This is a genomic window from Exiguobacterium sp. (genome assembly GCF_020832205.1).
Taxonomy (GTDB): Bacteria; Bacillota; Bacilli; order Exiguobacteriales; family Exiguobacteriaceae; genus Exiguobacterium.
In genome coordinates this window covers 1-26,334 of record NZ_JAFIFD010000043.1, presented here as the reverse complement: position 1 = coordinate 26,334, position 26,334 = coordinate 1, and the positions used below count along the sequence as shown (strand labels likewise).

Sequence of the window (26,334 nt, the reverse complement as noted above, 5' to 3'; positions counted from 1 at the left end):
TTATTAAATAAGAGATAGTGAACCGTTCGCCTCGGGCGTAAGTCTCAAATGGCTCAGGTTCTGTACGGGAGTGGTGACGCTACATGCAGATAACACCTCATGTCCGAAAACTTCTCACATGATACCTTTAGTCAAAAAGGACTGATTGTATTGGGACAAATCGTCATCCGCGACATTGGTATACCTGCTATCCGCTTCGGTATTTGTCAACGCTGTCTTAGTGCGGACACCCGCTCGTTCATGTGCCACCACGGTGCGTGCCGTTATTGCCGGAACTGTCTTCATCTTGGTCGTCTCTGTCAGTGCGACTTTCTCGGGGAAGAGGATTCGACGACACCGGTCGAATCGACCAATCTCGTCATGCCGTTTGAGTTATTGGCCGACCAGAAGCACGTCAGCCGGCAATTGCTCATCTGGTGGAAATCTCAAACGAGCGGGCTCGTCCACGCCGTCTGCGGCGCCGGGAAGACCGAGATGGCGTTCCCGGTCATCGAGCGCGTCGTCAATGAAGGGAAGCGCGTGCTCATCGTCTCACCGCGGCGCGACGTCGCCATCGAATGGGCCGAGCGATTGGAGCACGCCTTCTCTGTCCCGATCACGCGGCGTTACGGGGGCGGGGACAAAGACACAATCGACATGATCACCGTCGCGACGGCGCCGCTCCTGTTGAATTTAAAGCACGTCTTCGACTACGTGCTCGTCGATGAGTCGGACGCGTTCCCGTTCGCCTTCAACATGGCGCTCTGGCAGACGATCCGACGCGCGGGGAGAGGGGTCTTCTTGTTCGTGACGGCGACACCGACCGTCTGGCAACGCCAGTTCCCGACTATACACTTGTCACGCCGCTATCACGGGCACGACTTGCCCGTCCCGACGCTCGTCAAACAGACAGACGAGGCAGTCATCACGTTTTGCCGACGGGAGACGCCCCGGCTGTTGTTCGTGCCGACGAAAGCCGACCTCGTCCGGTACGGGGAATGGCTCGAAGCGAACGGATTCACCTGTAAGGCCGTCTCGGCCGACACGAACGAACGGACGGATGTGCTCGAATGGCTCGAGACGACGAACGGGATCGTACTCGCAACATCGATTTGGGAGCGCGGCATGACGGTGCGCGGGGTTGACGTCGCCGTCCTCGACAGTGAACACGTGCTCTTCACGTCGCGCGGGCTCATCCAGATGGCGGGCCGAGCCGGACGGAAACCGGATGCGCCGACAGGAGACGTCGTGTTTTTCTACAACGAGCGGACGTTCCGGCAAGACCGGGCCATCAAAGCGATCAAACAGGCGAACCGCCGATGAACTGTCTCGTCTGCCGTAAACCGATGAAGGTGCCGTGGAGTCCGGCGACACTTTTGAAACGCGACTGGGTCTGCCCGTACTGTGCAACGATGTTGACCCCGCTCGAGCAAGGCTGTTCCCGTTGCGGCCATCCGACTGAAGACGGACGGACGTGTGACGACTGCGTCCGCTGGCTCGCGCTTGGTCTCGATTTGACGGTCCGTTGTCTCTACGTTTACGACGAGGCAGGTACGAATTGGCTCCATCGCTTCAAGTTCAGCGGTGACGTCGCACTGATCGGTCACGTTGCCGATGGGCTCAAACGGACGCGCGAACCGGGCGTCAAATACGTGCCGATCCCGCTTAGCGAGGAGCGGCTTTTGACGCGACGCTTCAATCAGGCGGACGTGCTCGCTCGAGGAATCGGACCGACGCACCAACTTTTGTCAAAAGCGGAGGTTTCAAGTCAGCGTGAACTTGGGAAAGAACAAAGGCGACACCGTCCAAACCCGTTCGCTATACATAAGACAGCCCGGTGTGAGAAAATCGTTCTCGTCGACGACGTCTATACGACGGGGACGACGCTTCACCAGGCGGCGTTCACGCTCAAGAGAGCTGGTTATGAAGAAGTTTCTGCGGTTTGCTTGTTCCGGGCGCTAAACAAATCAAAAACGCGTCCGATATAAAGGGCAGAGGTGAATGACATTGGAAGCTACAACTTGTCAAAAGTGCGGGCGCTTGTTCATGAAACAGGGCCGCTCGCCATACTGTCCGTCTTGCAGTGAGGTCGATTTTCAAAACTTCTTGAAAGTGCGCGACTTCATCCGCGAACCAGCCAACAAACAGACAACGATCGGGGCCCTCGTCGAAGCGACAGGCGTCTCCGAACTTGATATCACGCGATACATCCATGAAGGACGTTTGATCATCAAGGACAATCCGGCACTTGCCATCAGTTGCGTCCGTTGCGGGAAACCGACGAACGCAGGCAAAGTATGTGCCAGCTGCCAGAACGACTTGCAGCAGGAACTTCAACATTTGCAAGCCAGTGTCACGAAATCAAGCGCTCGCGCTTATCGTTTGGACTAACATCATGAAGAGGGGGGACACGCATGCGCATCGATTCTGCCAAGTGGGTACATTTACCGAACACTTATGAGAAGAAAACGCAAGCCGAGACGAAGCCCGAGCCAACACGCCAAACGGACCGAATATCGATATCGGCGGAAGCCCGCGCCCGGTTTGAAGAACCGGTGAAACATCCGGATCGTCTCGAGAAGATCAACGCCTTGAAGGCCGAAATCGACGCAGGGACGTATTCACGGGACGCGCGCGACATCGCCAAACGCTTTCTACAAGGATGAATGGAAGCGAGGTCCGCTTGAGGCCTTCGCATGGATAACACGGCACGGAAGCTGACTAGACAAGGGAACCCCTTTTTTAGTCGGCTCTTTTTTTGGAAAAAGGAGAGACTTATGCTCACATTACATACACGTTTACTCGAACTCGCCTACGAGAAGGAACGCCAGCTCGTCCAAGGCGACATGCCCGCTTTCAGCGCGCTCGTCAAAGAAGAAGCGAAACTCATTCGCCAAATTACACAAAAAGAAGCGGAACGGCTTCAAGGTTTGCTCGTTTTGGACGATGAAGAGAAAGAAGCGCTACGACCGGTGCTGTTCGAACTGAAACGGCAGAACGAATTGAACGCCGCCTTGCTCGAGCAGTCACTGAACTACATCAACTGGCATCTCGACATGCTCATGCCAGAGGCAGACGACTTCACTTACGGCCAACAAGCGTTCGAGACGCGCTCGTTCAGCCGCGACGTATAAGGGGGAAGATTCATGGGTTCAACATTTATGGGATTAGAGACGGCACGCCGCAGCCTGTCGACGCACCAATGGGCGCTCCAGGCGACCGGCAACAACGTCGCCAACGCCTCCAATCCGGGCTACTCGCGCCAACGCCTGACGATCGGCATGACCGAGCAGCTGAGCGTCAACTTTGGCGGGACGAAAGCCGGACAGTTCGGGACCGGGGTCCGCGGCGAAACGCTCGCCCGCATCCGCGACTTGATGATCGACCAGCAGTACCGGGACGAGTCGGTTAAGAACGCGTTTTACGCGACGAAACAAGCGGCGTTCGGCCGGATGGAAGACATCATCAACGAGCCGTCAGAGAACGGCCTCGCCAAATCGCTCGACTTGTTCTGGGCGTCGCTCCAAGACTTGTCGGTCAATCCGGATGACACCGGTGCCCGCAGTGTCGTACGCCAACGGGCGATGACGCTCACGGAGACGTTCAACTACATGTCGTCTTCTTTGACGAAAGTCCAAGATGACTTGAAGTCGGAAGCGGACGTCGTCGTGAAGAAAGTCAATGACCTTATGACGAAGATCGCGAACGTCAACCGTCAAATCGGTGACGCCGAACCGCTCGGCGTGTTGCCGAACGAGCTGTACGACGAGCGCGACCGCTACATGGACGAGCTCGCCCAGTACATGGACTTCAAACGCGTCCCGGTCGATTACTTGAACGGTGAGACGCGCGGCAACTCGCAACGCGTCGCCGAAGGTCGCCTTGACATCCGCGTCACGATCAACGGACAAGACGTGACGCTCGTTGACGGTATCTCAGGGGGCACCGGCAAGTTCGATAACTTGAAGATGACGGACGCGGCCGATACGGTCACCGATTTGACGCACGCCGACATGCCGAACGGGAAGTGGAAAGCGCTCGTCGAGATGTACGGTTCGGTCGATGGTCCAGAAGCTGCGGATGGCGCCTTCACGACGATGCTCAAAGACTTGGACGAGATGGCGAAACAGTTCGCCTCGGCGTTCAACACGGCGCATGGTGAGAACAAGGACGCCAAAGGCTTGGACGGGACGAACGACTTCTTCGCGAACGTCGACAGTGCCGCGACAATCAAAGTGAGCGATACGATCATGAAAAACCTTGATTTGATCGCCGCCTCAAAAGACGGCAACATCGGGGACGGCAGCGGTGCGCTCGCGCTCGCCGACTTGAAGTCGAAAGCGCTCGCCTTCAACGGATCGGTCACGACCGACACGTCGATCGGCAAATATTATCAAAACGTCATCGGCAACATGGCCGTCGCCGCCGACCAGAGCGGACGCCTCGCCAAGAGCACGTTCGCCCTCATGGCGAGCTCAGACCAGCGCCGCATGGCGGTGAGCGCCGTGTCGCTCGATGAGGAGATGACGATGATGATCCAGTACCAGCACGCCTACAACGCGGCGGCACGGAACATCACCGCCGTCGACGAGATGCTCGACAAAATCATCAACGGTATGGGAATCGTAGGGAGGTAATGACTGATGCGTGTCACACAAACGATGCTCACACAGACGAACTTGAAGCACTTGTCTTCAAGCTATAACACGCTCGCGAAAGTGCAGGAACAACTCATCAGCGGGAAGCGGATCCAACGCGCCTCTGAGGACCCGGTCGTCGCGATGCAAGGCATCCGCTATCGGACCGAGGTGCGCGAAGTCGACCAGTTCCGCCGCAACGTCAGCGAGGCGACGAGCTGGATGGACTTGACCGACTCGACGCTGAGCGAAGTGACGGAAGCCGTCAAACGGATCCGTGAACTGACGACGCAAGCGGCGAACGACACGTACGAGGCGTCGCAACGCGCCATCATCAAGAGTGAGATCGACCAGCTCGTCGAACATATCGGCTCGCTCGCCAACTCGAAGTCGGGCGAGAAGTACATCTATAACGGCACGAAGACGGACGCGCCACTCGTCGACATGACGGCGCTGAAGGCGTTCCTCGCCGACCCGGCGCTAGACGTCGATTCGATTTACACAGGTGGTGTCCCGGCCAATAGCGGGAAGATCGAGTTCGAAGTGTCAAAAGGCATCAAGATGCAAGTGAACATGCAGCCGGAGACGATCTTCGGACGTGACTTGTTCGAAGGGCTCCGCAACTTGAGCCGCCTCCTTGGCGACGAGACGTCGGGCGGGGCGGACTTGTCAGCGGAACTTGCGACGCTCGACAAACTCGGTCAAGGCTTGATCACGGAACGGGCCGAGCTCGGGGCGCGCGCGAACCGGTTGGAGCTCGTCGACAACCGTCTGCAAGACCACGAGATCATCGCGAAGACGATCATGTCAAACAACGAAGACATCGACATCGAGCGCGTCATCATGGAGCTCAAATCCCACGAGACCGTGCACCGGGCCGCATTGTCGGCCGGCGCCCGCATCATCCAGCCGACGCTCCTCGATTTCCTCCGGTAAGCGCCGATGAATCTCGCGAGACTTGAGATGCGGCAGACGTTCGCCGCGATCCAGATGACGTCGAACCGACCCGTGCTCGAGATGAGACAAGGCCGGGCCGACGTATCGATGACCCAAGGCAAGGCCGAGATGACGCAACGAACGACGCCAGGCACGCTCGAGGTCGACTCGTCGGTCGCTAGGAGCGAGAGCAACTTGAAAGGCGCGCTCGAACTCGGCCGCCATTTCGGGCAGCTCGGGGAACAAGGCGCGCGCGAGGCGACGAGCATGGCCGCAAGCGAAGGCGACCAGCTCATGCGCATTGAGAACGGCAACCCGATCCCGCGCATCGCCGCGAGCAAAGTGAACGACCCGTACCCGATCGCGGACCTCGACTTCATGCCGAAGTCGATCGACCGCGTCAAGTTGACGTATACGCCGGCGGATGTCAAAATCGAGTGGAACGTGATACCGGCCCAGATTGATGTATCGCTCACCCCGACCGACATCTCGTTCACGCCGTGGACGACGGACATTTCGCTCCGTCAACAGGCGTCGCTCGAGATGTGGCCGGTCGGTGGCATGTATGATGAGACGCGTTGAAAGTGAGGACAATCCATGTTCATTGAGACAGATTATTTTGGCAAGATCGAAGTAAAAGAAGAAGAGACGATCTCGTTCGTCAGCGAGATCCCGGGCTTCCCGGACTCGAAGACTTTCGTCTTAATCCCGTATGGCGATGAGCTCCCGTTCTGGTCGCTCCAGTCGCTCGAGGACAAGGCGTGCGCTTTCGTCGTGACGAACCCGTTCTGGCACAAGCCGGATTACGCGTTCGAGTTGACGGACGGGGCGAAAGACCAGCTCGGCATCGATGAGGCCGAACACGTCTCCGTGTACGCCATCGTCACGCTCCGCGAGCCGTTCGATACGTCGACGCTCAACTTGAAGGCCCCGATCGTCATCGAGACGAACGAGCGCCGCGGCAAGCAAGTCATCCTAGATGACGCCTACCCGGCCCGTTACCCGCTCGGCGGCCAGACAGCGGAGGTGCGCTGATGCTCGTATTGAAACGAAAACAAGGCGAGGCGATTCATATCGGCGACGATGTGACGCTGACGGTGCTCGCAATCGAAGGCGACCAAGTGAAGCTCGGCATTGACGCCCCGCGCCATATCGACATCCACCGCCACGAAGTGTACGTCCAAATGCAAACCGAGAACGAGTCGGCCCGGGACAGTGCCAACTTGATGCGACAGATGATGCAAAACAAGTCGGAAGCGTGAGCTTTCGGCTTTTTAGCGTCAAGATTTTTTGTACGGGGTGACATCGGTCATACGGTTACGATACGATAGATGGGAAATTTCGGGGAAAGGGCGCGGTCGTTTGGGTCAAGTTGTCAATATCTTCTTCATCAATATCAGCATCATCTATTTGTTGTTGTCGCTCACGCTCTACCTCATGCGCCACGTCTTGCCGATTCAATCGGCGTCGCCGCTCGCCGTGCGGATGTCTTTCGGGCTCGCGATGGGGATTGCGGCTGTCTTGTTGACCGTTAATTCGTTCTCGGTCGAAGACGCGCGCATCGACCTTCGCATCATCCCGCTCGCCTTGGCGGCGGCGTATGCCGGACCGGTCGGGGTCGGGGTGACGATTGGGCTCACACTTCTTGGTCGCTTCGGCCTCGACGGTATGACCGATCAGTTGATCCGCTCGTTTGGCACGCTCGGCTTGTTCTTCGTCTTATCGCTCGTATTGAATCGATTGTCATTGCGGCGCGGTCACTTATACTCGGCCTATTTAGTATTTGGAGCCGTACTCGTCTTGTTCCGCATCGCCGGTAACGTTCCGATGCATGCGTTCACAAATGTGTTTTTGCCGTATTTCGTCATGACATTCTTCGGCGGTTGGATGTGCTACTGGGTCGCGAAACAGATCGAGACGCATTTACGCATGTTTCGGCTCCATACGCAGCGGGCGACGATCGACGAATTGACGGGGCTCCCGAACCGGTACATGACGCTCGAACGGTTGAACGACGTGGAGGCATCCGGCGTACCGTGGGCGTTGTTCGTCATCGACATCGACCGGTTCAAGCAGTTGAACGATACATACGGGCATCGGGCCGGCGACGAGGCGCTCCGTCAGATCGGAGCGACGCTTCGCGAACAGTGTCCGGCTGAAGGCTTCGTCGGGCGCTACGGCGGGGAAGAGTTTTTGATGGTACTCGAAGACACGACGGACGTCACCGAGCTCGCCGAGCGGCTCGTCCGCGTCGTGCGCGAGTCGACGTATACGTTCGAAGGACAGGTCATCCCGATGACGATCTCGGTCGGGGCGTCACTCGCCCACGCCGAACCGGGCACGCTCGTCTTCGAGCGGGCCGACGCCGCGCTCTATGCGGCGAAGACGAACGGGCGCGACCAAGTGAAAATCGGGTAAACAAAAAATCGGCCGCGGCCGATTTTTTAGTGGATGTTTTTCTTTTTGAACTGCCCGCCCCGGACGTCGTGGATGTTGCCGATGGCGAGGAACGCTTTGTCGTCGTAATCGTCGAGGATGTCTTTCAGCTTCGTCTCTTCTAACCGGCTGATGACCGTGAAGACGACTTTCTTGCCGTCGCCCGTATAGGCGCCTTCGCCGTGGAGATACGTCACGCCGCGGCCGAGCCGGTCCATGATCGCCTGGCCGACATCTTCCGGCGACGTCGTGATGATCCACGCCGCCTTCGACTGGTCGAGTCCTTCTAAGACGACGTCGATCGTCTTGAAGGCGATGAAGTAAGTGAGGAGCGAGTACATCGCCCGGTCCCAACTGAAGACGAACCCGGCCGTCCCTAAGATGAAAATGTTGAAGAACATGACGATCTCGCCGACGGAGAACGGCAACCGGTTCGTGAAAGAGACCGCTAAAATCTCCGTCCCGTCGAGCGACCCGCCGGCCCGGATGACGAGACCGATCCCGACACCGAGCAAGAAGCCGCCGAAGACGGTCGACAACAACAAGTCGTCCGTGAACGGTTCGATCGAATGCAACAGGATCGTGAAGCCCGACATGAGCAAAATGGCGACGAGCGTGACGACGGCGAACGTCTTCCCGATCTGGCGATAGCCGAAGTAGATGAACGGCAAGTTGAACAAGACGAGCCAGATGGCGAGTTTCGTGCCGGAGACGTACGAGACGATGATCGACACGCCGACGATGCCGCCGTCGATGATTTGGTTCGGGACGAGGAACGCCTCGAGCCCGATGGCGAAGATGAACGCACCGAACAAGAGGAGGAGGCCTTTGGCGACGAGTTCCGTCCCTTTGATCGGGTTATGTTCGCGCTTCAAGCGCTGCACTTCCTCCGGTGACGGGGAAGGCATCGGTGGACGCTGCATCGCGGATCCGCCCCTTTCCTTTTTCTTACTAGTATAGCAAAGCTCACAACGATTTTACTCGTCGAGGCAGGGAATCTGACACAACTTATGGAACAAGTGGGAATTCAGGAAGGAGGGATTCGATGCGTCCGCTCATATTTGGGGTGTTCGCCGCTTTGTTTTTTGCGAGCACGTTCGTGTTGAACGAAGCGATGCACGTCGGGGGCGGGCACTGGGCGTATAGCGCCTCGCTCCGTTTTTTGTTCATGATCCCGCTCCTCGTCCTCGTCGTCGCCATACGCGGCGGGATAAGCCGCGTGCGCCGGGCACTCTCGAGCGAGCCGATGCCGTGGCTCGTCTGGGGGACGGTCGGATTTGGTCTGTTTTACGTGCCGATCTGCATCGCCGCCGAGGCCGCGCCACCTTGGCTCATCGCCGGCACGTGGCAAGTGACAATTCTCGCCGGGGCGCTGTTGTCGCCGCTGTTTAAACGTTCAGACGGGACGCGCGAACAGATCCCGTGGCCGGCGCTCCGCTTCTCCGGCATCATCTTGCTCGGCGTCGTCCTCATGCAAGTCGAGTTCCTCGCCGACTTCGAGCCGCGTTTCCTCCTCATCGGGGTGCTCCCCGTGCTCGTCGCGGCGTTCGCTTATCCGCTTGGCAACCGCAAGATGATGGCCCACACCGACCTGGACGTGTTCGAGCGTATCCTCGGCATGTGCATCGGCTCGCTCCCGGTGTGGCTGTTGTTGTTCGGGTATGGGTGGACGACTGGTGCGCCGTCGGGGGCACAAGTGTCGCAGACGCTCCTCGTCGCGCTACTGTCCGGCGTCATCGCGACGGTGCTCTTCTTCAAGGCGACCGACCTCGTCAAACACGACATGGGACGGCTCGCCACGGTCGAGGCGACGCAGGCGCTCGAAGTGCTGTTCGCGCTCGTCGGTGAGATCCTTTTCTTAAAGGCGGGGCTGCCGTCGGGACTGTCGCTTGCAGGGATCGGGCTCGTCATGGCCGGTGTCACGCTTCACAGCCGGGCCTCCCTAAAAGGAATGGAGAAACCGATTTCGATTGACCGCTACGGGAAGGAGGGATGAAGATGGCGTATCGGGTGAGCGTCTCGCTCGACGACGACTCGATTGTCGTCTATGAGGTGTGGGCAAGTGAAGACGCCCATCAGAAGTCGTTGACGTTACCAGCGACGCAACAGCTCATCGGACGGGCAAAGCCGATTATGGCCGGCGTCGAACGGTTGGTGACGTTTGAGCCGAGAGGAAGGCAGTAAAAGACCCACGTCCGTGGACGTGGGTTTGTCATTTAAGATTTCGTCAAACTGCCTTTGACTTTTTCGTAGAAGTCGTCCATCATGCCGGTCCGGCTGCCGAGCTGGCAGATGAGTTCGAGCGTCTCTTTGTAGAACTTTTTGACGAGTCCTTTGTTTTTGATGTTTGGCATCGATGCCATCGTCTTGTCGAGGTTTTGCAAGATCTCCTCGATTTGCGAGTCCGAGTCCGGTTTGACGATTGTCATGTTCGGAGGAATCTTGACGACTTTCGCCTGCTCCTGGTGACGGAACGAGGCACCGAAGCCGAGGTTCTCGATGAACAGGTGCGGCATCGCTTTCTGGCCGAAGAACTGCTTATGCCAGTCCGTCGCTTTCATCGTGTCCATGTCTTGTTTGAACGTGGACGCCGTCGAGACGTACTGTTTGAACAGATCGGTCATGAACTTCTCGATGACCGGGATTTGAAGGGCGAAGACGTTTTTTAAGAGCGCGTCGAGCTGCGCCCGTGACAATTGTGATTCGTTTGACATGTCAGTTCCTCTTTTCTATAATGCGATACTTTTATCGTATGGGATTGGGGAACGTGCGTCAACGCATCCCTAAACATTTTTTCAGAATATTTAATGATTTGGGTGCATTTTGTGCGATAATCGTCTCATGGCAAGACTAAAGAGGAGTGAATCTAGATGAACAAAACATTGAAGTGGGCCGTCGCGCTCGGCGTGACCGGAGCCCTCGTCGCAACGGTCGGTGTCGTCTCGTCACGCGGACGCACAGACGACACGTCTCAGACGATCCGTGACCGTGCCCTCGGCTACGAGATCATCCTTCCGTCGAAGATCGCCGAGGCGATCGAGCGCGGGGACGTCTATATCGAGAAGTCGCAAGACGTAACCGACATTGGCGACAAGGCGAGCTACGGCACGTTCGACCTCTACTATAACTTAGAAGGCGGCGACGACCAGTTGCTGTTCCACTTGGACCTCGTTGACCGCGAGCTGTCTGAAGAAGCGTTCGCGGAAGAAGTCGGTTACGGCAACTACCTCGGCGCGAGCGATAAGACGTTCTTCTGGGTCGAGCCGACTGAGGCCGTTCCGGGCGCTGAGGCGCACACGGATGAGATCACGGAGCTCCTCGAGACGCTCCCGGAGCTCGAGTTCCGCACGTTATGAGTCCGCCCGCTTCGGCGGGCTTTTTCGGTTGTGCTACAATACATTTGAGGTGATGTTATGAACTATACAGTAGAAGAAGTGAGACAAACAGAAGACGTGCGGGTGCTCGAAGGAGCGGTCAACGCACATGACGGAATCGACGTGAAAGTCGGCCACGAGGCGGTCGGTCAGAACGACTACGCCATCTATGCGGACGATTTGCTTATCGGGTATTTGATGTTGTTCCCGTATTTACAGAATGAATATGAAGTGAACGCGCTCGTCCATCCGGACTACCGCAAACAAGGCGTCTTCACGGCGCTCCTTACGGCGGCGAAACAAGACGCGAAAGCGAACGGTTGCGAGGCGTTCACGTTCGTCATCGACCGGAAGTCGAAGTCCGGCAAGGCGGTCGTCGACCACCTTGGCGCGGCGTACCAGTTCTCGGAGTACAACCTCGTCTTGAAGAAGGCGGAGCTGTTCTTGAAACCGAACGAGGTGTCGCTCCGCGAGGCGACGGACGCTGACCGTCCGGTGATCATCGAGACGCTTTCTGAGGCGTTCGGTGACCCGGTTGATGTGACGGAGAACATCTACAGCCAAATCGACACGCCGGACCGCGTGACGTATATCGGTGAAGTCGAAGGCCGTCCGGTCGGCGTCATCCGTGCGCTTCTCGCAGGCGACGCCGCCGGAAGCATCCACGCGTTCGGCGTCCGGTCGAGCGAGCAAGGGAAAGGCTACGGCTCGAAGATGCTGAAGCAGATGGTCCAGCAGCTTTTCCGCATGGGCCGGACAAAACTTGAGCTCGACGTCGAGACGGAGAACAAGGCCGCGCTCGAGATTTACAAGCGGGCCGGTTTCGCGGAAAATGGCGGCTATGAGTTTTATCTATTAGAACTGTGAGGTGAGAACATGGTCAGAAATTTGAAATGGCTCGGAGCGGCTTTCGAGGCGTTCCTCGGCATCCCGATCCTAGGCGGTTTGTTCATCATCAGCATGGGCTATTCACCGCTCGGTTTCATGCTCGCGTTTCACATCGTCGTGCTCGTCTTGTCGCTCACTCGGTTGAACCGGTTGTCGTTCGGTCCGATCGTCGGCATCACGGCGTCGGTGCTCGGTTTCATCCCGATCGTCGGGATGATGCTTCACTGGGCGGCGGCGATCGCACTCGCGATCGATGCGCTCACGACGACGCGTGAACGGACACGTGTGACAAAAGACACCGACCCGTTTTGAACGGACGCTCTCCATGCGGAGGGCGTTTTTTCATTGACCAAACGTTCAACTGAAAACGCTATACAAAAGCTTCCAATGAGACGATATAGAAGGTGATGAATTACACAGAGGAGGAACTCATAGTGAAGCTATTCAAAAACTTTACGGCCCAGCTGCTCGCGTGGATTTTGACCACAACGTTCGTGACGGCCGGGGCGGTCGGGTACATCACGCTCTTACTTGCGACCGATTTCGAGATGCCAAAAGGTCAGGTCATGCTCGTCGGGACGGCCGTGGCACTACTCATTTCAATTATCGGAGGCATCGTCATCTACTTGGTGACGCGTCGTCCGCTCAAGGCGATCGAGTCGGCGTCGGACAAAGCGGTCCAGGTCGGGAATGGTGATTTGACGGTCGCCTTCGCGGGTGAGAAGACGAACGACCGCTCAGAGATGGGGCGTTTGCTTCTTTCGATGGACAACATGGTCGGTCATCTTCGGGAACAAGGAACGAACATGCGCTACACGGCGGACCAATTGACGGGTTCAGCGCAAGAGATCGCCGCGGCCGTTCAAGAAGGGAATGTCGCCGGCGAGAATATCCGTCAAGCGATGGACTCGCTCAACAAGATGCTCGAAGACAACGTCAACGCGACGTACAGCTCGATGGACTTGCTCGGTGCCGTCGCTCGGACGATGGAGAACATCCGTCAAGAGATGGGCTCGGCGCTTGACGCGGCGAGTGAGATGCAACAAGAAGCCGAGAGCGGTAAAGGTCTCGCCTCGTCATCGGTCGATGCGATGCACGCGATCGCCGGCAAAGTCGAGCAGTCGTCGACACTCAACAGCAAGTTGACGGAGATGACAGGTGAGATTTCACGTATCACGGACGTCATCAGCGATATTTCGGCACAGACGAATTTACTTGCCTTGAACGCGTCGATCGAAGCGGCACGGGCTGGTGAGCACGGGCGCGGGTTCGCGGTCGTCGCGGCCGAGGTCAAAAAGCTCGCGGAACAGACGGCGAACTCGACGCAAGAGATCACGGATTTGATCGTCGACGTCAAACGTCTCGTTGGCGACACATCGTCATCGATGGCGAACGTGAAAGCGGAAGTTGAGACGGGCGTCGGACTCGTCGAGAAGGCGGGTGGTGCGTTCGCGACGATTCACAGTTCGGCGAACGAAGTGTACAGCCACGTCCATTCGGTCGATGCGTTACTCGATGAGTCGCGCGGCCAAATCGACTCGGTCGTGACGAACTCGGCCGGTATCGTCGGCATGGTCGAAGAAGCGTCACGCTACGCGACAGAAGTCACGTCAGCGGCGAGCCAGCAAGCCGCGAGTCTCGGTGAAGTGAACGGAGCGATGACGGAGCTTGTGCGTGTTGCGGAAAGTTTGCAGAACGAGACGGAGCAAGTGAAAGTGGAAGCATGAGTTTGAAAGCGTATGCGAAAGCATGCGCTTTTTTGCTACACTGAGTGTGGAGGGATGTCTTGTGAAAATCGATGTGGAGGCAGTTTTGGCTTTACCTGCCTATGCAGGGGCGACGGTCATCGCCGGGAAAGAGGGCGTGGACCGGCTCGTGAATAACGTCTCGTTCATGGAAGTGCCCGACATTTTGCCTTACGTGTCAAAAGGGAGTCTCTTATTGACGACGTTTTATCCGATCGCCGGGAACGAGGAAGCGATGCGGGAACTTGTCCCGCGTCTCGCGGAAAAAGGGTTGGCCGGTCTTGCGGTCAAACTCGGGCGTTACGTCACGACCCTGCCCGATATGATGGTCGAAGCGGCCGACCACCACAATTTTCCTCTCATCACGCTGCCGGAAGACGCAAACCTTTCGGGATTAAGTAACGCGGTGCTTGAAGTGTTATTGGAGAAACAAAACTCCATTTTGAAATTCAGGGATGAGATTCACCAACAACTGATGCGCCTTCTGCTGAACGGGGCGCACATCAACACGTTCGTTACCGTCTTGTCGGGGATGATTCAAATGCCGGTCTTCCTATTCTCTGGCCAAGGCGACTTGCGCGCTCAGTCGATTTCAGATGAACCGTTCGAACGGGATGGGATGGCGGTCAAGCTAGGTGACCGTATTTTCACGGGGGATGAGGTCATTGCCCAACCAATCCGGGTCGGCGAGGAATCACTCGGCGAACTGATCGCGCTCGATGTCGCCGGGAAACGGACGACGACGATCCACGTGGCGATGGAGCAAGCCTCCATTCTATTGGCTCTTGATTTTCAACGTGAACGCGCCATTCTTGAGCAAGAGCGTAACTACTTGGACGCGTTTCTCCGTGACATTTTGAACGGCCGGTTTCGCAGTGAAGAAGAAGTTCTTAGGCGCGCCCATTCTTTCAACTGGAACTTGTCGCTCCCGCTCGGTATGATCGCGGTCGAACAAAAAGTCCGGATGTTGCCAGAGAGTGAGACGATTGAGCGGTTCGAGCGGTGGCTATCCGGACGCTTCAGTGACCGTGAGTTGACGCATAAAGTCATTTATTACGAGGACAGCCTCATCTGTTTCGTCAATGAGCCGGACGACACGACGCTCATCGAGCTCGGGACGTACGTGCATGAGCAGGCGGCGCGCGAACGTCGTGACGTCATCATCGCCTGCTCGTCCCGAATCGATCGGTTGCGCGACTTGGCGGGTGAATATGAACGGCTGCGCCAAACGCTGCGGATCATGCGTAGCATCAATCTCGAGCCGGTCCAAACCGTCGACGCGCTCGGGATGTATGCGTTGCTGTTCGAACTCGAGGATGCGCCGCTCCGTCGGCTCGTCGAACGTAGACTAGGCCGTCTTCTCGGGGAAGAGGAATTGTTGCGCACGCTCTTGACGCTCATCCGTTGCCAAATGAACGTCCAAAAAGCGTCACAACAGTTGTTCATTCATTACAATACGCTGCGATACCGGATTGAACGTCTGAAAGCACTCGGGTTTGATTTGACGGATGGGGAGAAGATGAGCGAATATTACGTGGCCTCCCAGGCGTTGCACGTGTTGAATAGTCGTATCGAAGACGAACGTTTGTCCGAATTGTGACATGCGCTCGTCTTTTTGCATGTCCAAACGGTGACAAGTGAATGCTGACGTTAGACGAAAACCGCATGGTTGAGCGATTATCCTCTCGACTTAGCAAAACATGACAAATTGAAAGCGCTTCATTCATATTTTGTTGACAATGATTGATAAAAGATTCGATGGTACGTTATGGGTGTACCAAGAATTCGCGAATTTGCAGTCATTTTAAGAAATGAGGTCACGCCTATGGACTCACCATTTCGAATCAAGTATTGGACGAGAGGGGATGTGGACGGGTACTTCGGTCTATTCACGAACAACTTAACAAATTTACTTGTCATGGCGGGTCTGCTTCATCTCGCCATCGGATTGCCGGTCACGCTCGTGTACGGCAAAATCCTACCGGCCGTCGGCTTATCGATCTTCGTCAGCAGCCTGTTCTACACATACATGGCGATCCGGCTGTCGAAGGAGGAGGGACGTACGGACGTGACGGCACTCCCGACCGGGGTGAGCGTCCCACACATGTTCCTCATCGTCTTCTTGATCATGGGTCCGGTCTACTGGAAGACAGAAGACCCGTATCTCGCCTGGACGACAGGGCTCGTCTGGTGTTTCGTCAACGGGTTGATTGCGATGAGCGGTTCGCTCATCGGCCCGAAAATCAGGGAATGGTTACCGCGCCCGGCGATGCTCGGGACGCTCACCGGAGTGTCGCTCACGTTCATCGCGATGGCCCCGGCGATGGACACGTGGGACGTCCCGTACACCGGACTCGTCTCCTTGAGCATCATCTTGCTCGGCTGGTTCGGGAAAGTGAACATGCCGTTTCGTCTCCCTGTCGGTCTCGTCGCCATCCTCGCCGGTACGTTCATCGGTTGGGTGAGCGGGGTGATGGACGTCCGTGAAGTGAGCCAGGCGTTCGCTGCCGTCAACTTGTCGGCCCCGACGTTCTCGGTCACCCGGCTCGTCGACGGTTGGGCGGTCGCCTTACCGTTCCTCGCCTCGGCTGTGCCGCTCGGTATTTATAACTTCATGGAGACGATCGACAACTTGGAGAGCGCGGAAGTAGCGGGAGATAAATACCCGACGCGCCAAGCGCTCGTCTTCGACGCCACGTCGACACTCGTCGCGAGCTCGTTCGGTAGCCCGTTCCCGATCGCGGTCTATATCGGCCACGCCGGTTGGAAAGAGGCGGGCGCGCGGATCGGCTACTCCTGGATGACGGGGGTGACGATGCTCGTCTTGACGTGGTTCGGCATCGTCTCGGTCTTATACGCCATCATCCCGGTCGTCGCGATTTTACCGATCCTCATCTATATCGGTCTCGTCATCGGCGCCCAGGCGTTCCAAGAGACGAACCCACGCTACGCGCCAGCCGTCATCTTGGCGATCATCCCGTGGGTCGCGAACTGGGGGCACAATATTATTAACACGTCACTGAACGCCGCCGAGACAGATGCGGCGACGGTCGGCTACGCGACTATCCTCGCCGCGGGGCTCAACTATGAAGGCTTGTCCGTCCTCGGCTCGGGTGCAATCCTCGTCAGCGTCCTCTGGGCGAGCATCCTCGTCTTCATCATCGACCGGACCTTCCACAAGGCGGCGCTCGCGAGTTTGATCGCGGCGATGCTCGCCTTCTTTGGCATCATCCATGCGGAGACGGTCGGTTTCGCGGTCAATGGCCCGATGGCGCTCAGTTACGTCATCATCGGCTTCCTGTTTTATATCGTCGGTAAAAACAAATCAAATCATCAATTAGGAGGAATCACCCATGAACACGACAACCGAAATGAAAATGCAAGCTAAACCATATGACTTCACGTTCCGTCCTGAGTCGACGGCACTCGTCTTGATCGATATGCAGCGCGACTTCTGTGCACCGGGCGGCTTCGGCGAGAAGCTCGGGAACGACATCACGCTCACCCGTTCAATCATCCCGCAGACACAGCGTGTCCTTGAGGCGGCCCGTGCGGCCGGGATGACCGTCATCCACACGCGGGAAGGGCACTTGCCGGACTTGTCGGACTGCCCACCGAGCAAGTTGAACCGCGGCAAGAAACAAGGCGCCGGCATCGGCGACGAAGGTCCGATGGGACGCATCCTCGTCCGTGGCGAGTACGGCCATGACATCGTCGACGAGTTGAAACCGCTCGACGGGGAGACGATCATCGACAAGCCGGGGAAAGGTGCGTTCTACAACACCGAACTCGATGACGTCCTGAAACAAAAAGAGATCACGCACTTACTTGTCGGCGGTGTGACGACGCACGTTTGCGTACAGACGACGATCCGTGAGGCGAACGACCGCGGGTACGACTGTCTATTACTCGAAGATTGCTCGGCGGCGTTCGATCCGAAAGACCATGAGGATTCGATTCGCATGATCCACCAACAAGGAGGCATCTTCGGCTGGACGGCGCCGTCTAGTGAATTTTTGAACGCGATTGGAGGAGAAGACCATGAATGACCGACACGCCACCCCATGGTTCGTCAAAGGGGACTTGAACGGGTTCTTCGGTTTATTCAGTAACGTGCTCACGAACTTGTTGGCGGCAATCGGACTCCTTGTCTTCGCCATCAATATGCCGGGCGACATCGTCTATGGGAAGATCGTCCCGGCGACGGCGATCGCGGTCGGTCTCGGCGGCATCATCCTCGCCTTCCAGGCACGTCGCCTGTCACAACGGGAAGGTCGCGACAACGTCACCGCGATGCCGTACGGGATCAGTGTCCCGCACTATTTCGTCGTCGCGTTCGCGGTCATGCTCCCGGTCTATGTTCAAACGAACGACTGGATGATCGCTTGGGCGGTCGGTGTCGCCTGGAACATTGTCCAAGGTCTCATCATGACGATTGGGGCGTTCATCGGCCCATTCATCCAAAAGTACATCCCACGTTCGGCGATGCTTGCCTCGCTCGCGGGAATCGCGCTCACATATATCGCGATGAACCCGCTCGGACAAGTGTATACAACACCGTACATCGGGTTGCTCACGCTCGTCATCGTGCTCGCCGGCTGGCTCGCCCATAAGCGCTTACCGGGAAATATGCCGGCCGGCCTTATGGCGATTGCGGTCGGGATGGTGCTCGCCTGGGCGACAGGCTACATGGACTTTAATGAAGTACGCACGGCAGCGGCCGGATTCTCGCTCGCGTTCCCGTCAATCTTCGGGCTCGACTTGCTCGCGGAAGGTTTTGCGCTTCTCGCGCCATTCCTACCGGCGGCGATCCCGCTCGCCATCTATGACTTCTTGGAGAGTCTCGACAACATCGAAAGTGCGGCGGCGGACGGGGACCATTACCCGACGACGATCACAATGCTCGTCCCGGCACTCCTTACACTCGTTGGTGCTTTCTTCGGTAGCGTCTATCCGATGATCATCTACATCGGCCACCCGGGTTGGAAGAAAGCCGGGGCCCGCGTCGGCTACTCGCTAGCGACCGGGGTCGGGGTCATCTTCCTCGCCTTCCTCGGCTTGCTCCCGCTCGTCTTGTCAGTCATTCCGCTCGTCGCCTTGCTTCCGATCCTCGTCTATATCGCGATGGTCATCGGGGCCCAGGCGTTCGGGGAGACGGAGAAACGGCATATCCCGGCGCTCATCATCGCGCTCATGCCGTTCGTCGCGAGTTATATCATCACGCAAGTGAACAACGCACTCGGTGCGATCGGGACGTCGGCACAAGAAGTCGGCTACGCAACGCTTGCTGCGAACGGGATCCCGTATCTTGGCTGGCAGACGCTCGGCTCGGCGGACATTCTCGTCTCGATGCTCTTAGCAACGATTGTCATCTACATTATCGATCAAAAGTTCCGGCTCGCCGCGGTTTATGCCGGGATTGCCGCACTGCTCGCTTTCTTCGGCATCATTCATAGTGCCGAAATCGGGATCGGTGTCGGGCTAGATGTCGCTATCGGCTACATCGTCGCCGCAGCCGGCTTGATCGCGCTCAGCCTGTACCGGGCAAAAGAAGACGTCGTTCCGGAACGAGAGAAGGTGTCATAATGTCTTGGCTCGAGGGGGTACGGCGGGATGCGATGCTAGACGTCGGCTTGTTGAATGGACAGATCGGTTACGTGCATAGCGTCTTTCAAAACGTCCTGAACATCGAGTTGATTGAGCGGGATCGGCTGATTGCCGTCTCCACGCCCCGTCGTCCGCTCGCGCCCGATATGGTTCAACTGAGTGATGTGCTCGACTTTCGTTCGGTCGCCCCGGACATCGGGACACGCGTCGTCATCGGGGAAGGTTTCACGTTTGAGAACGGGTTGACGGTGTCGCTTGACGCGGCACCGGTCGACCTCCACGTCAAGGCACGTCCTGTCGATGACGCCTCGGTCGACGAGTTGTACGAGTTCCTCATCACATACGGAAAAGAAGGCGGGGTGCTCAGGCCGTATCGAAAACGATTCGAGGCGTTGAGCGCCGGACGTTGGAACACAGAAGAGCGCTTCATCGACCAGGTGATGGCAGAAGGAAAGCTCGACCGGTTGATCGGTCTTGGTCCCGGACTGACGCCTGCTGGCGACGATTATGTGACCGGCCGCTTGCTCGCTGCTCATCTGCTCGGACAACCGCTCGACGTTCCGCTCGAGATGCTCCGGATCAGCCGCGACAAGACGACGCGCGTCAGCTACCAGATGCTCCGTCATGCGTATCACGGACGGACGAACGAGGCGGTGCTCGATTTGTTTCATTCGTTGACCGACCTCGATGCACTGAAACGCGTGCTCGCCATCGGTTCGACATCAGGCACAGACTTTTTAGTCGGCGTTCACGCCGGCATTATCGCACAAAGGAGTGGGAATCGTGATTCATCAAACGATCGTGAAGAAGAAGACGTATCATGACTCGGTGACGCTCATGTCGCTCGCCGGGAAGTTAAAAAAACAAGAAGGAGTCGATGAGGTCATCGTTTCGATGGCAACCCCGATGAATAAAGAGCTGCTCGAGAACGTCGGGCTCATGACGGACGAGGCGCGTGAGGCGTCTGATGCCGACCTGTTAATCGCTTGTCGTGCCGAAGAGTCGGTGCTACCGCAAATCTTAGAAGAAGTCGAGGCAGCGCTCGGTGCGAAGAAAGCGGGCGGGAAGCGAGGCGAGAAGACGAGCGTGACGACGTTTGGCGCAGCGCGTGAGATGAGTCCAGAGGCGAATCTCGCCGTCATTTCGGTGCCGGGTGAGTTCGCGGCCCGTGAGGCACGCCGGGCGCTCGAGAGCGGCCTTCACGTCATGTTGTTCAGTGACAACGTCTCAGTCGAAGACGAGCGGGACTTGAAGACGTACGCCGCCGAGAACGGACTGTTCGTCATGGGGCCGGACTGCGGTACGGCGATGATCAACGGGACCGGCCTCTGTTTCGCCAACGACGTGCGCCGGGGCGGGATCGGCATGATCGCCGCTTCCGGGACAGGCCTTCAAGAAGTGATGGTCCAAGTCGACCGGCTCGGCTACGGTGTCTCCCAAGCGATCGGGACGGGAGGACGCGACTTGTCGAGTGACATCGGTGGCATCATGATGCGCCAAGGTATCGACGCGTTGCTCGCGGACGAGGCGACGGACGTGCTCGTTCTCATCTCGAAACCGCCGGCCAAAGAAGTCGAACAGATGATTTTAGAACGTGTGACGCGTGCCGACAAGCCGGTCGTCCTTGGTCTCCTTGACGGAAAAGCACCTGATGATTTGCCGCCACACGTGACGTTCACGACGACGTTGTTCGAGGCGGCGCTCGCCGCGGTCCGGACGTATGAGCCGAACTTGAACGTCGAACTCGTCTCAGAAGAGGCGAAGACGTGGAGCAACGTCGTGCACCGGACGCAAGGGACGGAGCGGTTCATTCGCGGCTTGTTCTGCGGGGGAACGCTCACGGCCGAGGCGCTGTCGATTTTACGGGGCCGGGTCAATCCGCTCACGAGCAACGTCGCCAAACGCACAGAAGAGAAAATGACCGACGTCTTCACGAGCACGGGCCATACGCTCGTCGACCTCGGCGATGACGCCTTCACGGTCGGCAAGCCGCATCCGATGATCGAGCCGGCGCTACGCAACGAGCGTATTTTAAAAGAAGCGGCCGATCCGACGTGTGGCGTACTCCTCCTCGACTTTGAACTCGGTTACGGTTCACACGACGACCCGGTCGGGGAATCAATCGAGACGTTGAAACAAGCGCAAGCGATCGCCAAACGAGAAGGTCGCATCTTGCCAATCGTGACGTACATCTGCGGCACCGACACCGATAAACAAGGATACGCCGACCAGAAACGTCGTCTCGAACAAGTCGGGGCGTTCGTTGCCCGCAGTAACGCCGAGGCGGTCGAAATCGCCAGCACCATCGTCAAAAAAGGAGTGGAGATCCATGGCTAACTGGTTCAATTCAACGTTACACGCCATCAACATCGGGGCGTCGACGTTCTCAAAAGATATCGAACGGCAAGGGACGGACGTCGTCCAATACGACTGGTCGCCTCCAGCGAGCGGGGATATCGCCTTGCTCGCAGCGCTCGACCGGTTGAACACGGATGAGACGAATGAGCGGAACGCGGAGGCCGTCGCGAAGATCAAAGCGGCCCATCCGATGCTCGTAGGCATCAACCACGCTCGCTATGAGATTCCAGGGATGCACGCCCACCTCATCTTGCACGCCGGTCCGCCCGTCGAATGGGCGGACATGTGTGGACCGATGCAAGGTGCCGTCATCGGGGCCATCCTCTATGAAGGGCTCGCGACGACGGAAGCCGAGGCTCGTGAACTCGCGGCGTCGGGTGCCATCGAGTTCGCCCCATGCCACGAGCATGACGCGGTCGGACCGATGGCCGGCGTCATCTCGCCATCGATGCCGGTCCATATCATCGAGAACGTGACGGATGGGAACCGGGCGTACTGCACGGTGAACGAAGGGCTCGGGAAAGTGCTCCGCTTCGGGGCGTTCTCAATTGAAGTGCTCGAGCGCTTACGGTGGATTGAGAAAGTGTACATGTCGGCGCTTCAAAAAGCGCTCGACGTATCGGGTCCGGTCGACTTGCGCACGTTGATCGCCCAGGCGCTCCATATGGGCGACGAGTGCCATAACCGCAATAAGGCGGCGACGAGCCTGTTCCTTCGGGACATGATGCCGGCGTTTCTGGAAGCGGATTTGGATGATGACGTCCGGAAACAAGCGCTCGCCTTCATTCAAAAGAATGAGCACTATTTCCTCAACTTGTCGATGCCGGCGGCGAAAGCGTCGCTTGACGCCGGTCACGGCGTGAAAGGCTCGACCATCGTCACGACGATGGCACGGAACGGTGTCGACTTCGGGATTCGGGTGAGCGGTCTCGACGGATGGTTCACGGCACCGGCGAACTTCGTCGAAGGGTTGTTGTTCCCAGGGTTCGAGCCGACTGACGCGGCACCGGACCTCGGCGACAGCGCCATCACCGAGACGCTCGGCATTGGCGGCTTCGCCATGGGCGGCGCCCCGGCGATCGTGCAGTTCGTCGGGGGAGCAGTCGAGGACGCGCTCGACTATTCGCGTTCGATGTATACAATCACAGAAGACGAGAACAACACGTACTCGATTCCGACACTCGATTTCCGCGGCACGCCGCTCGGCATCGACATTCGAAAAGTCATCGAGACGGGGGTTCTCCCGGTCATCAACACAGGTATGGCGCACCGCGAGGCCGGAATCGGTCAAGTCGGGGCCGGCATCGTCCATCCGCCGCTCGACTGTTTCGCGAAAGCGTTAAAAGCGTATTCAGAGGAGGTCAGCCATGTCTAAGTTACTTATCGCCCTCGGCGGGAATGCCCTCGGCAACAGTCCGACCGAACAGCTCGAACTCGTCCGCGAAGCAGCACGTTCGATCGCTGATTTGATTGAAGCCGGACACGACATCATTTTATCGCACGGGAACGGGCCGCAAGTCGGCATGATCCATCAAGTGTTCGACGAGGCGGACGCGCAACCGGACGTCCCGATGGCGGAAGCCGTTGCGATGAGCCAAGGATATATCGGCTATCATTTGCAACAAGCACTCCGTGAAGAGTTGGGACGCCGTGGTATCGACAAAGCGGTCGCGTCGGTCGTGACGCAGACGCTCGTCGCAAAAGACGACCTGGCGTTTAAGCGTCCGACGAAACCGATCGGTCAATTTTATACGAAAGACGAGGCCGGTCGGTTCGAGAAGAAAGGGATGATGTTCATCGAGGACTCGGGGCGCGGGTATCGCCGCGTCATCCCGTCACCGGAACCGATCGAGATTATCGAGGTGGACGTGATCCGTTCGCTCGTGTCAGCCGGCCACGTTGTCATCGCCGGTGGCGGTGGCGGGATTCCGGTCGTCCGAGAAGACGGACGTCTCGTCGGGGTCGATGCGGTCATCGATAAGGACCGGGCAAGTGAGCTGCTCGCGCGTGAACTTGACGTCGACGTGTTGTTCATCTTGACGGCGGTCGACCAAGTCGCAGTCGACTTTGGGAAGCCGACGCAGCGCGGGATTGCGATGTTATCGGTGGATGAGGCACGAGAGTATATTCAAGACGGGCAGTTCCCGGCCGGTAGTATGTTGCCGAAAGTCGAGTCGGCGCTCTCGTTCGTGACGTCACGGCCAGGGCGTGAGGCGATCATCACGTCGCTCGAGCAAGCGGGTGAGGCGATTGCAGGGAAGACAGGGACGAGGTTTGTGGAGGAAGTGGTAGTGAAGTGAGGAGGAACGGCCCAATGATGGGTCGTTTTTCTATGTGATTTAAATATAAGGAGTCATAACGTGTAACTTTTTTTTGGAAAAGACTAAACAGTACGGGGATGACTCCGATATAGAGTATGGAAACGCAAAAACGTTACCAACTAATACAAGGTGAGGGGCCGGCCTAAACCTTGTATGCTCGGACAAATGGATTTGGAAGAGCGGAAAAAACTCAAACCTATGGAGGGAAATTACAATGATTATTAACCACAACCTTAATGCAATGAACGCACACCGTAACATGACAGCAAACACTTCAAACGCTGGGAAAGCAATGGAGAAATTATCTTCAGGTCTTCGCATCAACCGCGCTGGAGATGACGCTGCTGGTCTTGCAATCTCTGAAAAAATGCGTGGACAAATTCGCGGTCTTGATATGGCTTCGAAAAACGCACAAGATGGTATCTCAATGATTCAAACAGCTGAAGGCGCATTGAACGAGACTCACTCAATTCTTCAACGTATGCGTGAACTTGCGGTTCAAGCGTCGAACGACACGAACGTAGAAGTAGACCGCGATGCAATCGGTGACGAGTTGGCTGAACTTGGTAAAGAAATCACGCGCATCAAAGACAACACTGAGTTCAACGAACAGACTCTTTTAGACGGTTCTGCAGGTGTTGGTGGAACGGTGACATTCCAAGTTGGTGCTAACAACGCACAAACTATGGAAGTGGATTTTGCCACTGCAGGGATTGATTTGACAACTATTGAAGCAGCGGTCGGAACTTTGTCTGGAGCAAGCGTTGCGACTTCAGCGCTTTCAACAGCGTTGATTGAGACAATCTCGACTCAAATCGAAACAGTATCAAAAGGACGTTCACTTTTGGGAGCAACTCAAAACCGTCTCGAGCACACAATCAACAACTTGAGCACTTCGGCTGAAAACCTTCAAGCTGCTGAGTCACGTATCCGTGACGTTGACATGGCGAAAGAGATGATGAACTTCACGAAGAACAACATCCTTAACCAAGCTTCACAAGCAATGCTCAGTCAAGCAAACCAACAGCCGCAAGCAGTTCTTCAACTTCTTCGTTAAGATTAATACTATTTCTTAACCAAAAGCCACAAGAATCTAATTGCAAAAATGTCCGCCCCTCGTTCTAGGAGGGACGGACATTTTTAGTATACATAGACAAATTCACTCTCTTTTAAATGATGTTTTTTAATATCTTGCCACTTATAAACGACTGACCAATACGTACGGTTCAAATACTTCGCGATTGACTCATCAGTCAATCCATTGCTTTTTGCTTGGATGATATAATCAATTTCTTCAGATGTATATTCATTTTTTGCTTTTGAGGCGATGACAGTCATGTCTGGATCCTTCTCGCGTTCGAGTTGCAAGCGATATTCCTAATCTAGCTTTTTATGCATTGATGGAATAGCGTAAGCATAAGGTGACAAATCGTTTAAGAAACGGATTGCTTCTTCTGTTTTCTGGATGCATAGCGTATAAAGATGTCCATCTGAGCGACGGCTCAATACAAACTAATGATGATGAAAGGTTCGATAAATGAAATCACTTAAAGCTTCGAGTTTGTCGAGATAAAAAGCTTGTAGATAGAGATAGATATGAGAAGTGATAATCGTTTGGTTCAGTTTAGAGCGTTTCGATTTCGTCAGTGATAGGCTACCATCATCTAGGTAAAGGGCTAGTAAAAATACGGGGTGCGTGCAATCCTCTAATAGATGAATAGGGATATGCTTTTTGCGGTTCTCATAACATTGTGCCCAAAGCCAGGTAAAGAGTTCATCTTTTCTTAAAAATAGCTCTGCGCTCGTTCCGGTGGAGCAAACCTTTATTCCTTCGAAGATTCGTAGAGCGATTGACAATTTCCATTCTCGATACTCCATTTGTTTGACTGAAAAATGTTCGCGATACTGAAGTCTGTGTAGTGCAAAATAGGAGTGCAGAAGTGTGCAACGGAAACGTACACAACTCTGCACTCCTATTTTTGAAAAGAAAAAGGACTTGCCAGCAATCATAATCTCACCCTAACGTTTAAGTTGCGACACAAGAACGTTAGGA

30 protein-coding genes are annotated in these 26,334 nt (G+C 56.5%); 26 read left to right on the top strand and 4 right to left on the bottom strand.

Annotated elements, in window-relative coordinates; translation table 11 throughout:
- The first annotated feature begins 150 nt into the window (after nt 1-150).
- From JJU47_RS11790 to JJU47_RS11740, 11 genes are all read left to right on the top strand, one after another.
- On the top strand, nt 151-1,302 hold the full coding sequence (locus JJU47_RS11790; RefSeq protein WP_228619646.1) for a helicase-related protein: 1,152 nt from the start codon (nt 151-153) through the stop codon (nt 1,300-1,302).
- A complete protein-coding gene (locus JJU47_RS11785; protein ID WP_228619643.1) occupies nt 1,299-1,967 on the top strand; it encodes a ComF family protein in 669 nt (222 codons plus the stop codon). Before JJU47_RS11790 ends, JJU47_RS11785 begins: the two co-directional genes overlap by 4 nt.
- A 58-nt stretch (nt 1,968-2,025) precedes the next feature.
- The gene (locus JJU47_RS11780; protein WP_228619640.1) at nt 2,026-2,370 is read left to right on the top strand and encodes a flagellar protein; all 345 of its coding nucleotides are present in this window, start codon (nt 2,026-2,028) and stop codon (nt 2,368-2,370) included.
- 23 nt (nt 2,371-2,393) lie between these two features.
- A complete protein-coding gene (locus JJU47_RS11775) occupies nt 2,394-2,645 on the top strand; it encodes a flagellar biosynthesis anti-sigma factor FlgM (RefSeq protein WP_228619637.1) in 252 nt (83 codons plus the stop codon).
- A gap of 111 nt (nt 2,646-2,756) precedes the next feature.
- Nucleotides 2,757-3,113, top strand: coding sequence for a flagellar export chaperone FlgN (locus JJU47_RS11770; RefSeq protein ID WP_228619634.1), 357 nt, complete (start codon nt 2,757-2,759; stop codon nt 3,111-3,113).
- 12 nt (nt 3,114-3,125) lie between these two features.
- The gene (gene flgK, locus JJU47_RS11765) at nt 3,126-4,616 is read left to right on the top strand and encodes a flagellar hook-associated protein FlgK (protein WP_228619631.1); all 1,491 of its coding nucleotides are present in this window, start codon (nt 3,126-3,128) and stop codon (nt 4,614-4,616) included.
- Between the two features lie 6 nt (nt 4,617-4,622).
- Nucleotides 4,623-5,552: a flagellar hook-associated protein FlgL gene (flgL, locus tag JJU47_RS11760; RefSeq protein WP_228619629.1), complete on the top strand. Its 930-nt coding sequence runs from the start codon at nt 4,623-4,625 to the stop codon at nt 5,550-5,552.
- A 6-nt stretch (nt 5,553-5,558) separates the two neighbouring features.
- Entirely contained in the window at nt 5,559-6,134 is a 576-nt protein-coding gene (locus JJU47_RS11755) for a DUF6470 family protein (protein WP_228619627.1), read from the top strand.
- A gap of 15 nt (nt 6,135-6,149) precedes the next feature.
- Nucleotides 6,150-6,587, top strand: a complete 438-nt coding sequence (gene fliW / locus JJU47_RS11750) for a flagellar assembly protein FliW (RefSeq protein ID WP_228619624.1) — start codon at nt 6,150-6,152, stop codon at nt 6,585-6,587.
- Nucleotides 6,587-6,814, top strand: coding sequence for a carbon storage regulator CsrA (gene csrA, locus JJU47_RS11745; protein WP_228619622.1), 228 nt, complete (start codon nt 6,587-6,589; stop codon nt 6,812-6,814). The genes fliW and csrA overlap by 1 nt, the downstream gene beginning before the upstream one ends.
- A gap of 100 nt (nt 6,815-6,914) precedes the next feature.
- The gene (locus JJU47_RS11740) at nt 6,915-7,970 is read left to right on the top strand and encodes a GGDEF domain-containing protein (RefSeq protein WP_228619620.1); all 1,056 of its coding nucleotides are present in this window, start codon (nt 6,915-6,917) and stop codon (nt 7,968-7,970) included.
- A 26-nt stretch (nt 7,971-7,996) separates the two neighbouring features.
- Here JJU47_RS11740 and JJU47_RS11735 read toward each other — a convergent pair whose 3' ends face one another.
- Nucleotides 7,997-8,911, bottom strand: a complete 915-nt coding sequence (locus JJU47_RS11735; RefSeq protein ID WP_228619618.1) for a YitT family protein — start codon at nt 8,909-8,911, stop codon at nt 7,997-7,999.
- Between the two features lie 122 nt (nt 8,912-9,033).
- Between JJU47_RS11735 and JJU47_RS11730 the strand changes: the two genes are divergently transcribed.
- On the top strand, nt 9,034-9,984 hold the full coding sequence (locus JJU47_RS11730) for a DMT family transporter (RefSeq protein ID WP_228619616.1): 951 nt from the start codon (nt 9,034-9,036) through the stop codon (nt 9,982-9,984).
- A gap of 2 nt (nt 9,985-9,986) precedes the next feature.
- Nucleotides 9,987-10,172, top strand: coding sequence for a putative quinol monooxygenase (locus JJU47_RS11725; protein ID WP_228619614.1), 186 nt, complete (start codon nt 9,987-9,989; stop codon nt 10,170-10,172).
- Nucleotides 10,173-10,204: 32 nt separating this feature from the next.
- Here the strand turns inward: JJU47_RS11725 and JJU47_RS11720 are convergent, their stop codons facing one another.
- Nucleotides 10,205-10,702: a hypothetical protein gene (locus tag JJU47_RS11720; RefSeq protein WP_228619612.1), complete on the bottom strand. Its 498-nt coding sequence runs from the start codon at nt 10,700-10,702 to the stop codon at nt 10,205-10,207.
- 156 nt (nt 10,703-10,858) lie between these two features.
- Between JJU47_RS11720 and JJU47_RS11715 the strand changes: the two genes are divergently transcribed.
- The 13 genes from JJU47_RS11715 (at nt 10,859) to JJU47_RS11655 (ending at nt 25,338) form a co-directional block, all read left to right on the top strand.
- The gene (locus tag JJU47_RS11715; protein WP_024370476.1) at nt 10,859-11,344 is read left to right on the top strand and encodes a hypothetical protein; all 486 of its coding nucleotides are present in this window, start codon (nt 10,859-10,861) and stop codon (nt 11,342-11,344) included.
- Between the two features lie 57 nt (nt 11,345-11,401).
- Nucleotides 11,402-12,229, top strand: coding sequence for a GNAT family N-acetyltransferase (locus JJU47_RS11710; RefSeq protein WP_228619609.1), 828 nt, complete (start codon nt 11,402-11,404; stop codon nt 12,227-12,229).
- A gap of 9 nt (nt 12,230-12,238) precedes the next feature.
- The gene (locus JJU47_RS11705) at nt 12,239-12,562 is read left to right on the top strand and encodes a hypothetical protein (protein WP_228619607.1); all 324 of its coding nucleotides are present in this window, start codon (nt 12,239-12,241) and stop codon (nt 12,560-12,562) included.
- 122 nt (nt 12,563-12,684) lie between these two features.
- Nucleotides 12,685-13,977 carry a methyl-accepting chemotaxis protein gene (locus tag JJU47_RS11700; protein WP_228619604.1) on the top strand — a complete coding sequence of 431 codons (1,293 nt, stop codon included), beginning with the start codon at nt 12,685-12,687 and terminating at the stop codon, nt 13,975-13,977.
- Between the two features lie 61 nt (nt 13,978-14,038).
- Nucleotides 14,039-15,595, top strand: a complete 1,557-nt coding sequence (locus tag JJU47_RS11695) for a PucR family transcriptional regulator (RefSeq protein WP_228619600.1) — start codon at nt 14,039-14,041, stop codon at nt 15,593-15,595.
- 225 nt (nt 15,596-15,820) lie between these two features.
- Nucleotides 15,821-17,383 (top strand): xanthine permease, encoded by a 1,563-nt coding sequence (locus JJU47_RS11690; RefSeq protein WP_228619597.1) that lies wholly within the window; start codon nt 15,821-15,823, stop codon nt 17,381-17,383.
- The gene (locus JJU47_RS11685) at nt 17,349-18,044 is read left to right on the top strand and encodes a cysteine hydrolase family protein (protein ID WP_228619595.1); all 696 of its coding nucleotides are present in this window, start codon (nt 17,349-17,351) and stop codon (nt 18,042-18,044) included. Before JJU47_RS11690 ends, JJU47_RS11685 begins: the two co-directional genes overlap by 35 nt.
- Nucleotides 18,037-19,581 (top strand): xanthine permease, encoded by a 1,545-nt coding sequence (locus tag JJU47_RS11680; RefSeq protein ID WP_228619593.1) that lies wholly within the window; start codon nt 18,037-18,039, stop codon nt 19,579-19,581. The genes JJU47_RS11685 and JJU47_RS11680 overlap by 8 nt, the downstream gene beginning before the upstream one ends.
- Nucleotides 19,581-20,426, top strand: coding sequence for an oxamate carbamoyltransferase subunit AllH family protein (locus tag JJU47_RS11675; RefSeq protein WP_228619591.1), 846 nt, complete (start codon nt 19,581-19,583; stop codon nt 20,424-20,426). The genes JJU47_RS11680 and JJU47_RS11675 overlap by 1 nt, the downstream gene beginning before the upstream one ends.
- Nucleotides 20,386-21,939: an acyl-CoA synthetase FdrA gene (fdrA, locus tag JJU47_RS11670; RefSeq protein ID WP_228619588.1), complete on the top strand. Its 1,554-nt coding sequence runs from the start codon at nt 20,386-20,388 to the stop codon at nt 21,937-21,939. Before JJU47_RS11675 ends, fdrA begins: the two co-directional genes overlap by 41 nt.
- Entirely contained in the window at nt 21,932-23,335 is a 1,404-nt protein-coding gene (locus tag JJU47_RS11665; protein WP_228619586.1) for a YlbE family protein, read from the top strand. Before fdrA ends, JJU47_RS11665 begins: the two co-directional genes overlap by 8 nt.
- On the top strand, nt 23,328-24,260 hold the full coding sequence (gene arcC / locus JJU47_RS11660; RefSeq protein WP_228619583.1) for a carbamate kinase: 933 nt from the start codon (nt 23,328-23,330) through the stop codon (nt 24,258-24,260). The genes JJU47_RS11665 and arcC overlap by 8 nt, the downstream gene beginning before the upstream one ends.
- Nucleotides 24,261-24,495: 235 nt before the next feature.
- Complete coding sequence (locus JJU47_RS11655; protein ID WP_228619581.1) at nt 24,496-25,338, top strand: flagellin N-terminal helical domain-containing protein; 843 nt, start codon at nt 24,496-24,498, stop codon at nt 25,336-25,338.
- Nucleotides 25,339-25,421: 83 nt separating this feature from the next.
- Here the strand turns inward: JJU47_RS11655 and JJU47_RS11650 are convergent, their stop codons facing one another.
- The gene (locus JJU47_RS11650) at nt 25,422-25,619 is read right to left on the bottom strand and encodes a hypothetical protein (protein ID WP_228619579.1); all 198 of its coding nucleotides are present in this window, start codon (nt 25,617-25,619) and stop codon (nt 25,422-25,424) included.
- Between the two features lie 174 nt (nt 25,620-25,793).
- Nucleotides 25,794-26,291, bottom strand: coding sequence for a hypothetical protein (locus JJU47_RS14705; RefSeq protein ID WP_366511962.1), 498 nt, complete (start codon nt 26,289-26,291; stop codon nt 25,794-25,796).
- Nucleotides 26,292-26,334: the final 43 nt, after the last annotated feature.

Excerpts from the sequence above, each read along its gene's own strand:
- JJU47_RS11710 (WP_228619609.1), top strand. The coding sequence starts at position 11,402 with ATGAACTATACAGTAGAAGAAGTGAGACAAACAGAAGACGTGCGGGTG.
- JJU47_RS11655 (WP_228619581.1), top strand. The coding sequence starts at position 24,496 with ATGATTATTAACCACAACCTTAATGCAATGAACGCACACCGTAACATG.
- arcC (WP_228619583.1), top strand. The coding sequence starts at position 23,328 with ATGTCTAAGTTACTTATCGCCCTCGGCGGGAATGCCCTCGGCAACAGT.
- JJU47_RS11755 (WP_228619627.1), top strand. The coding sequence starts at position 5,559 with ATGAATCTCGCGAGACTTGAGATGCGGCAGACGTTCGCCGCGATCCAG.
- JJU47_RS11680 (WP_228619593.1), top strand. The coding sequence starts at position 18,037 with ATGAATGACCGACACGCCACCCCATGGTTCGTCAAAGGGGACTTGAAC.
- csrA (WP_228619622.1), top strand. The coding sequence starts at position 6,587 with ATGCTCGTATTGAAACGAAAACAAGGCGAGGCGATTCATATCGGCGAC.
- JJU47_RS11735 (WP_228619618.1), bottom strand. The coding sequence starts at position 8,911 with ATGCAGCGTCCACCGATGCCTTCCCCGTCACCGGAGGAAGTGCAGCGC.
- JJU47_RS11775 (WP_228619637.1), top strand. The coding sequence starts at position 2,394 with ATGCGCATCGATTCTGCCAAGTGGGTACATTTACCGAACACTTATGAG.
- JJU47_RS11675 (WP_228619591.1), top strand. The coding sequence starts at position 19,581 with ATGTCTTGGCTCGAGGGGGTACGGCGGGATGCGATGCTAGACGTCGGC.
- JJU47_RS11705 (WP_228619607.1), top strand. The coding sequence starts at position 12,239 with ATGGTCAGAAATTTGAAATGGCTCGGAGCGGCTTTCGAGGCGTTCCTC.
- JJU47_RS11770 (WP_228619634.1), top strand. The coding sequence starts at position 2,757 with ATGCTCACATTACATACACGTTTACTCGAACTCGCCTACGAGAAGGAA.
- JJU47_RS11715 (WP_024370476.1), top strand. The coding sequence starts at position 10,859 with ATGAACAAAACATTGAAGTGGGCCGTCGCGCTCGGCGTGACCGGAGCC.
- JJU47_RS11780 (WP_228619640.1), top strand. The coding sequence starts at position 2,026 with ATGAAACAGGGCCGCTCGCCATACTGTCCGTCTTGCAGTGAGGTCGAT.
- JJU47_RS14705 (WP_366511962.1), bottom strand. The coding sequence starts at position 26,291 with ATGATTGCTGGCAAGTCCTTTTTCTTTTCAAAAATAGGAGTGCAGAGT.
- JJU47_RS11785 (WP_228619643.1), top strand. The coding sequence starts at position 1,299 with ATGAACTGTCTCGTCTGCCGTAAACCGATGAAGGTGCCGTGGAGTCCG.
- JJU47_RS11685 (WP_228619595.1), top strand. The coding sequence starts at position 17,349 with ATGAACACGACAACCGAAATGAAAATGCAAGCTAAACCATATGACTTC.
- fliW (WP_228619624.1), top strand. The coding sequence starts at position 6,150 with ATGTTCATTGAGACAGATTATTTTGGCAAGATCGAAGTAAAAGAAGAA.
- JJU47_RS11665 (WP_228619586.1), top strand. The coding sequence starts at position 21,932 with ATGGCTAACTGGTTCAATTCAACGTTACACGCCATCAACATCGGGGCG.
- flgK (WP_228619631.1), top strand. The coding sequence starts at position 3,126 with ATGGGTTCAACATTTATGGGATTAGAGACGGCACGCCGCAGCCTGTCG.
- JJU47_RS11725 (WP_228619614.1), top strand. The coding sequence starts at position 9,987 with ATGGCGTATCGGGTGAGCGTCTCGCTCGACGACGACTCGATTGTCGTC.
- JJU47_RS11690 (WP_228619597.1), top strand. The coding sequence starts at position 15,821 with ATGGACTCACCATTTCGAATCAAGTATTGGACGAGAGGGGATGTGGAC.
- JJU47_RS11730 (WP_228619616.1), top strand. The coding sequence starts at position 9,034 with ATGCGTCCGCTCATATTTGGGGTGTTCGCCGCTTTGTTTTTTGCGAGC.
- JJU47_RS11720 (WP_228619612.1), bottom strand. The coding sequence starts at position 10,702 with ATGTCAAACGAATCACAATTGTCACGGGCGCAGCTCGACGCGCTCTTA.
- flgL (WP_228619629.1), top strand. The coding sequence starts at position 4,623 with ATGCGTGTCACACAAACGATGCTCACACAGACGAACTTGAAGCACTTG.
- JJU47_RS11650 (WP_228619579.1), bottom strand. The coding sequence starts at position 25,619 with ATGACTGTCATCGCCTCAAAAGCAAAAAATGAATATACATCTGAAGAA.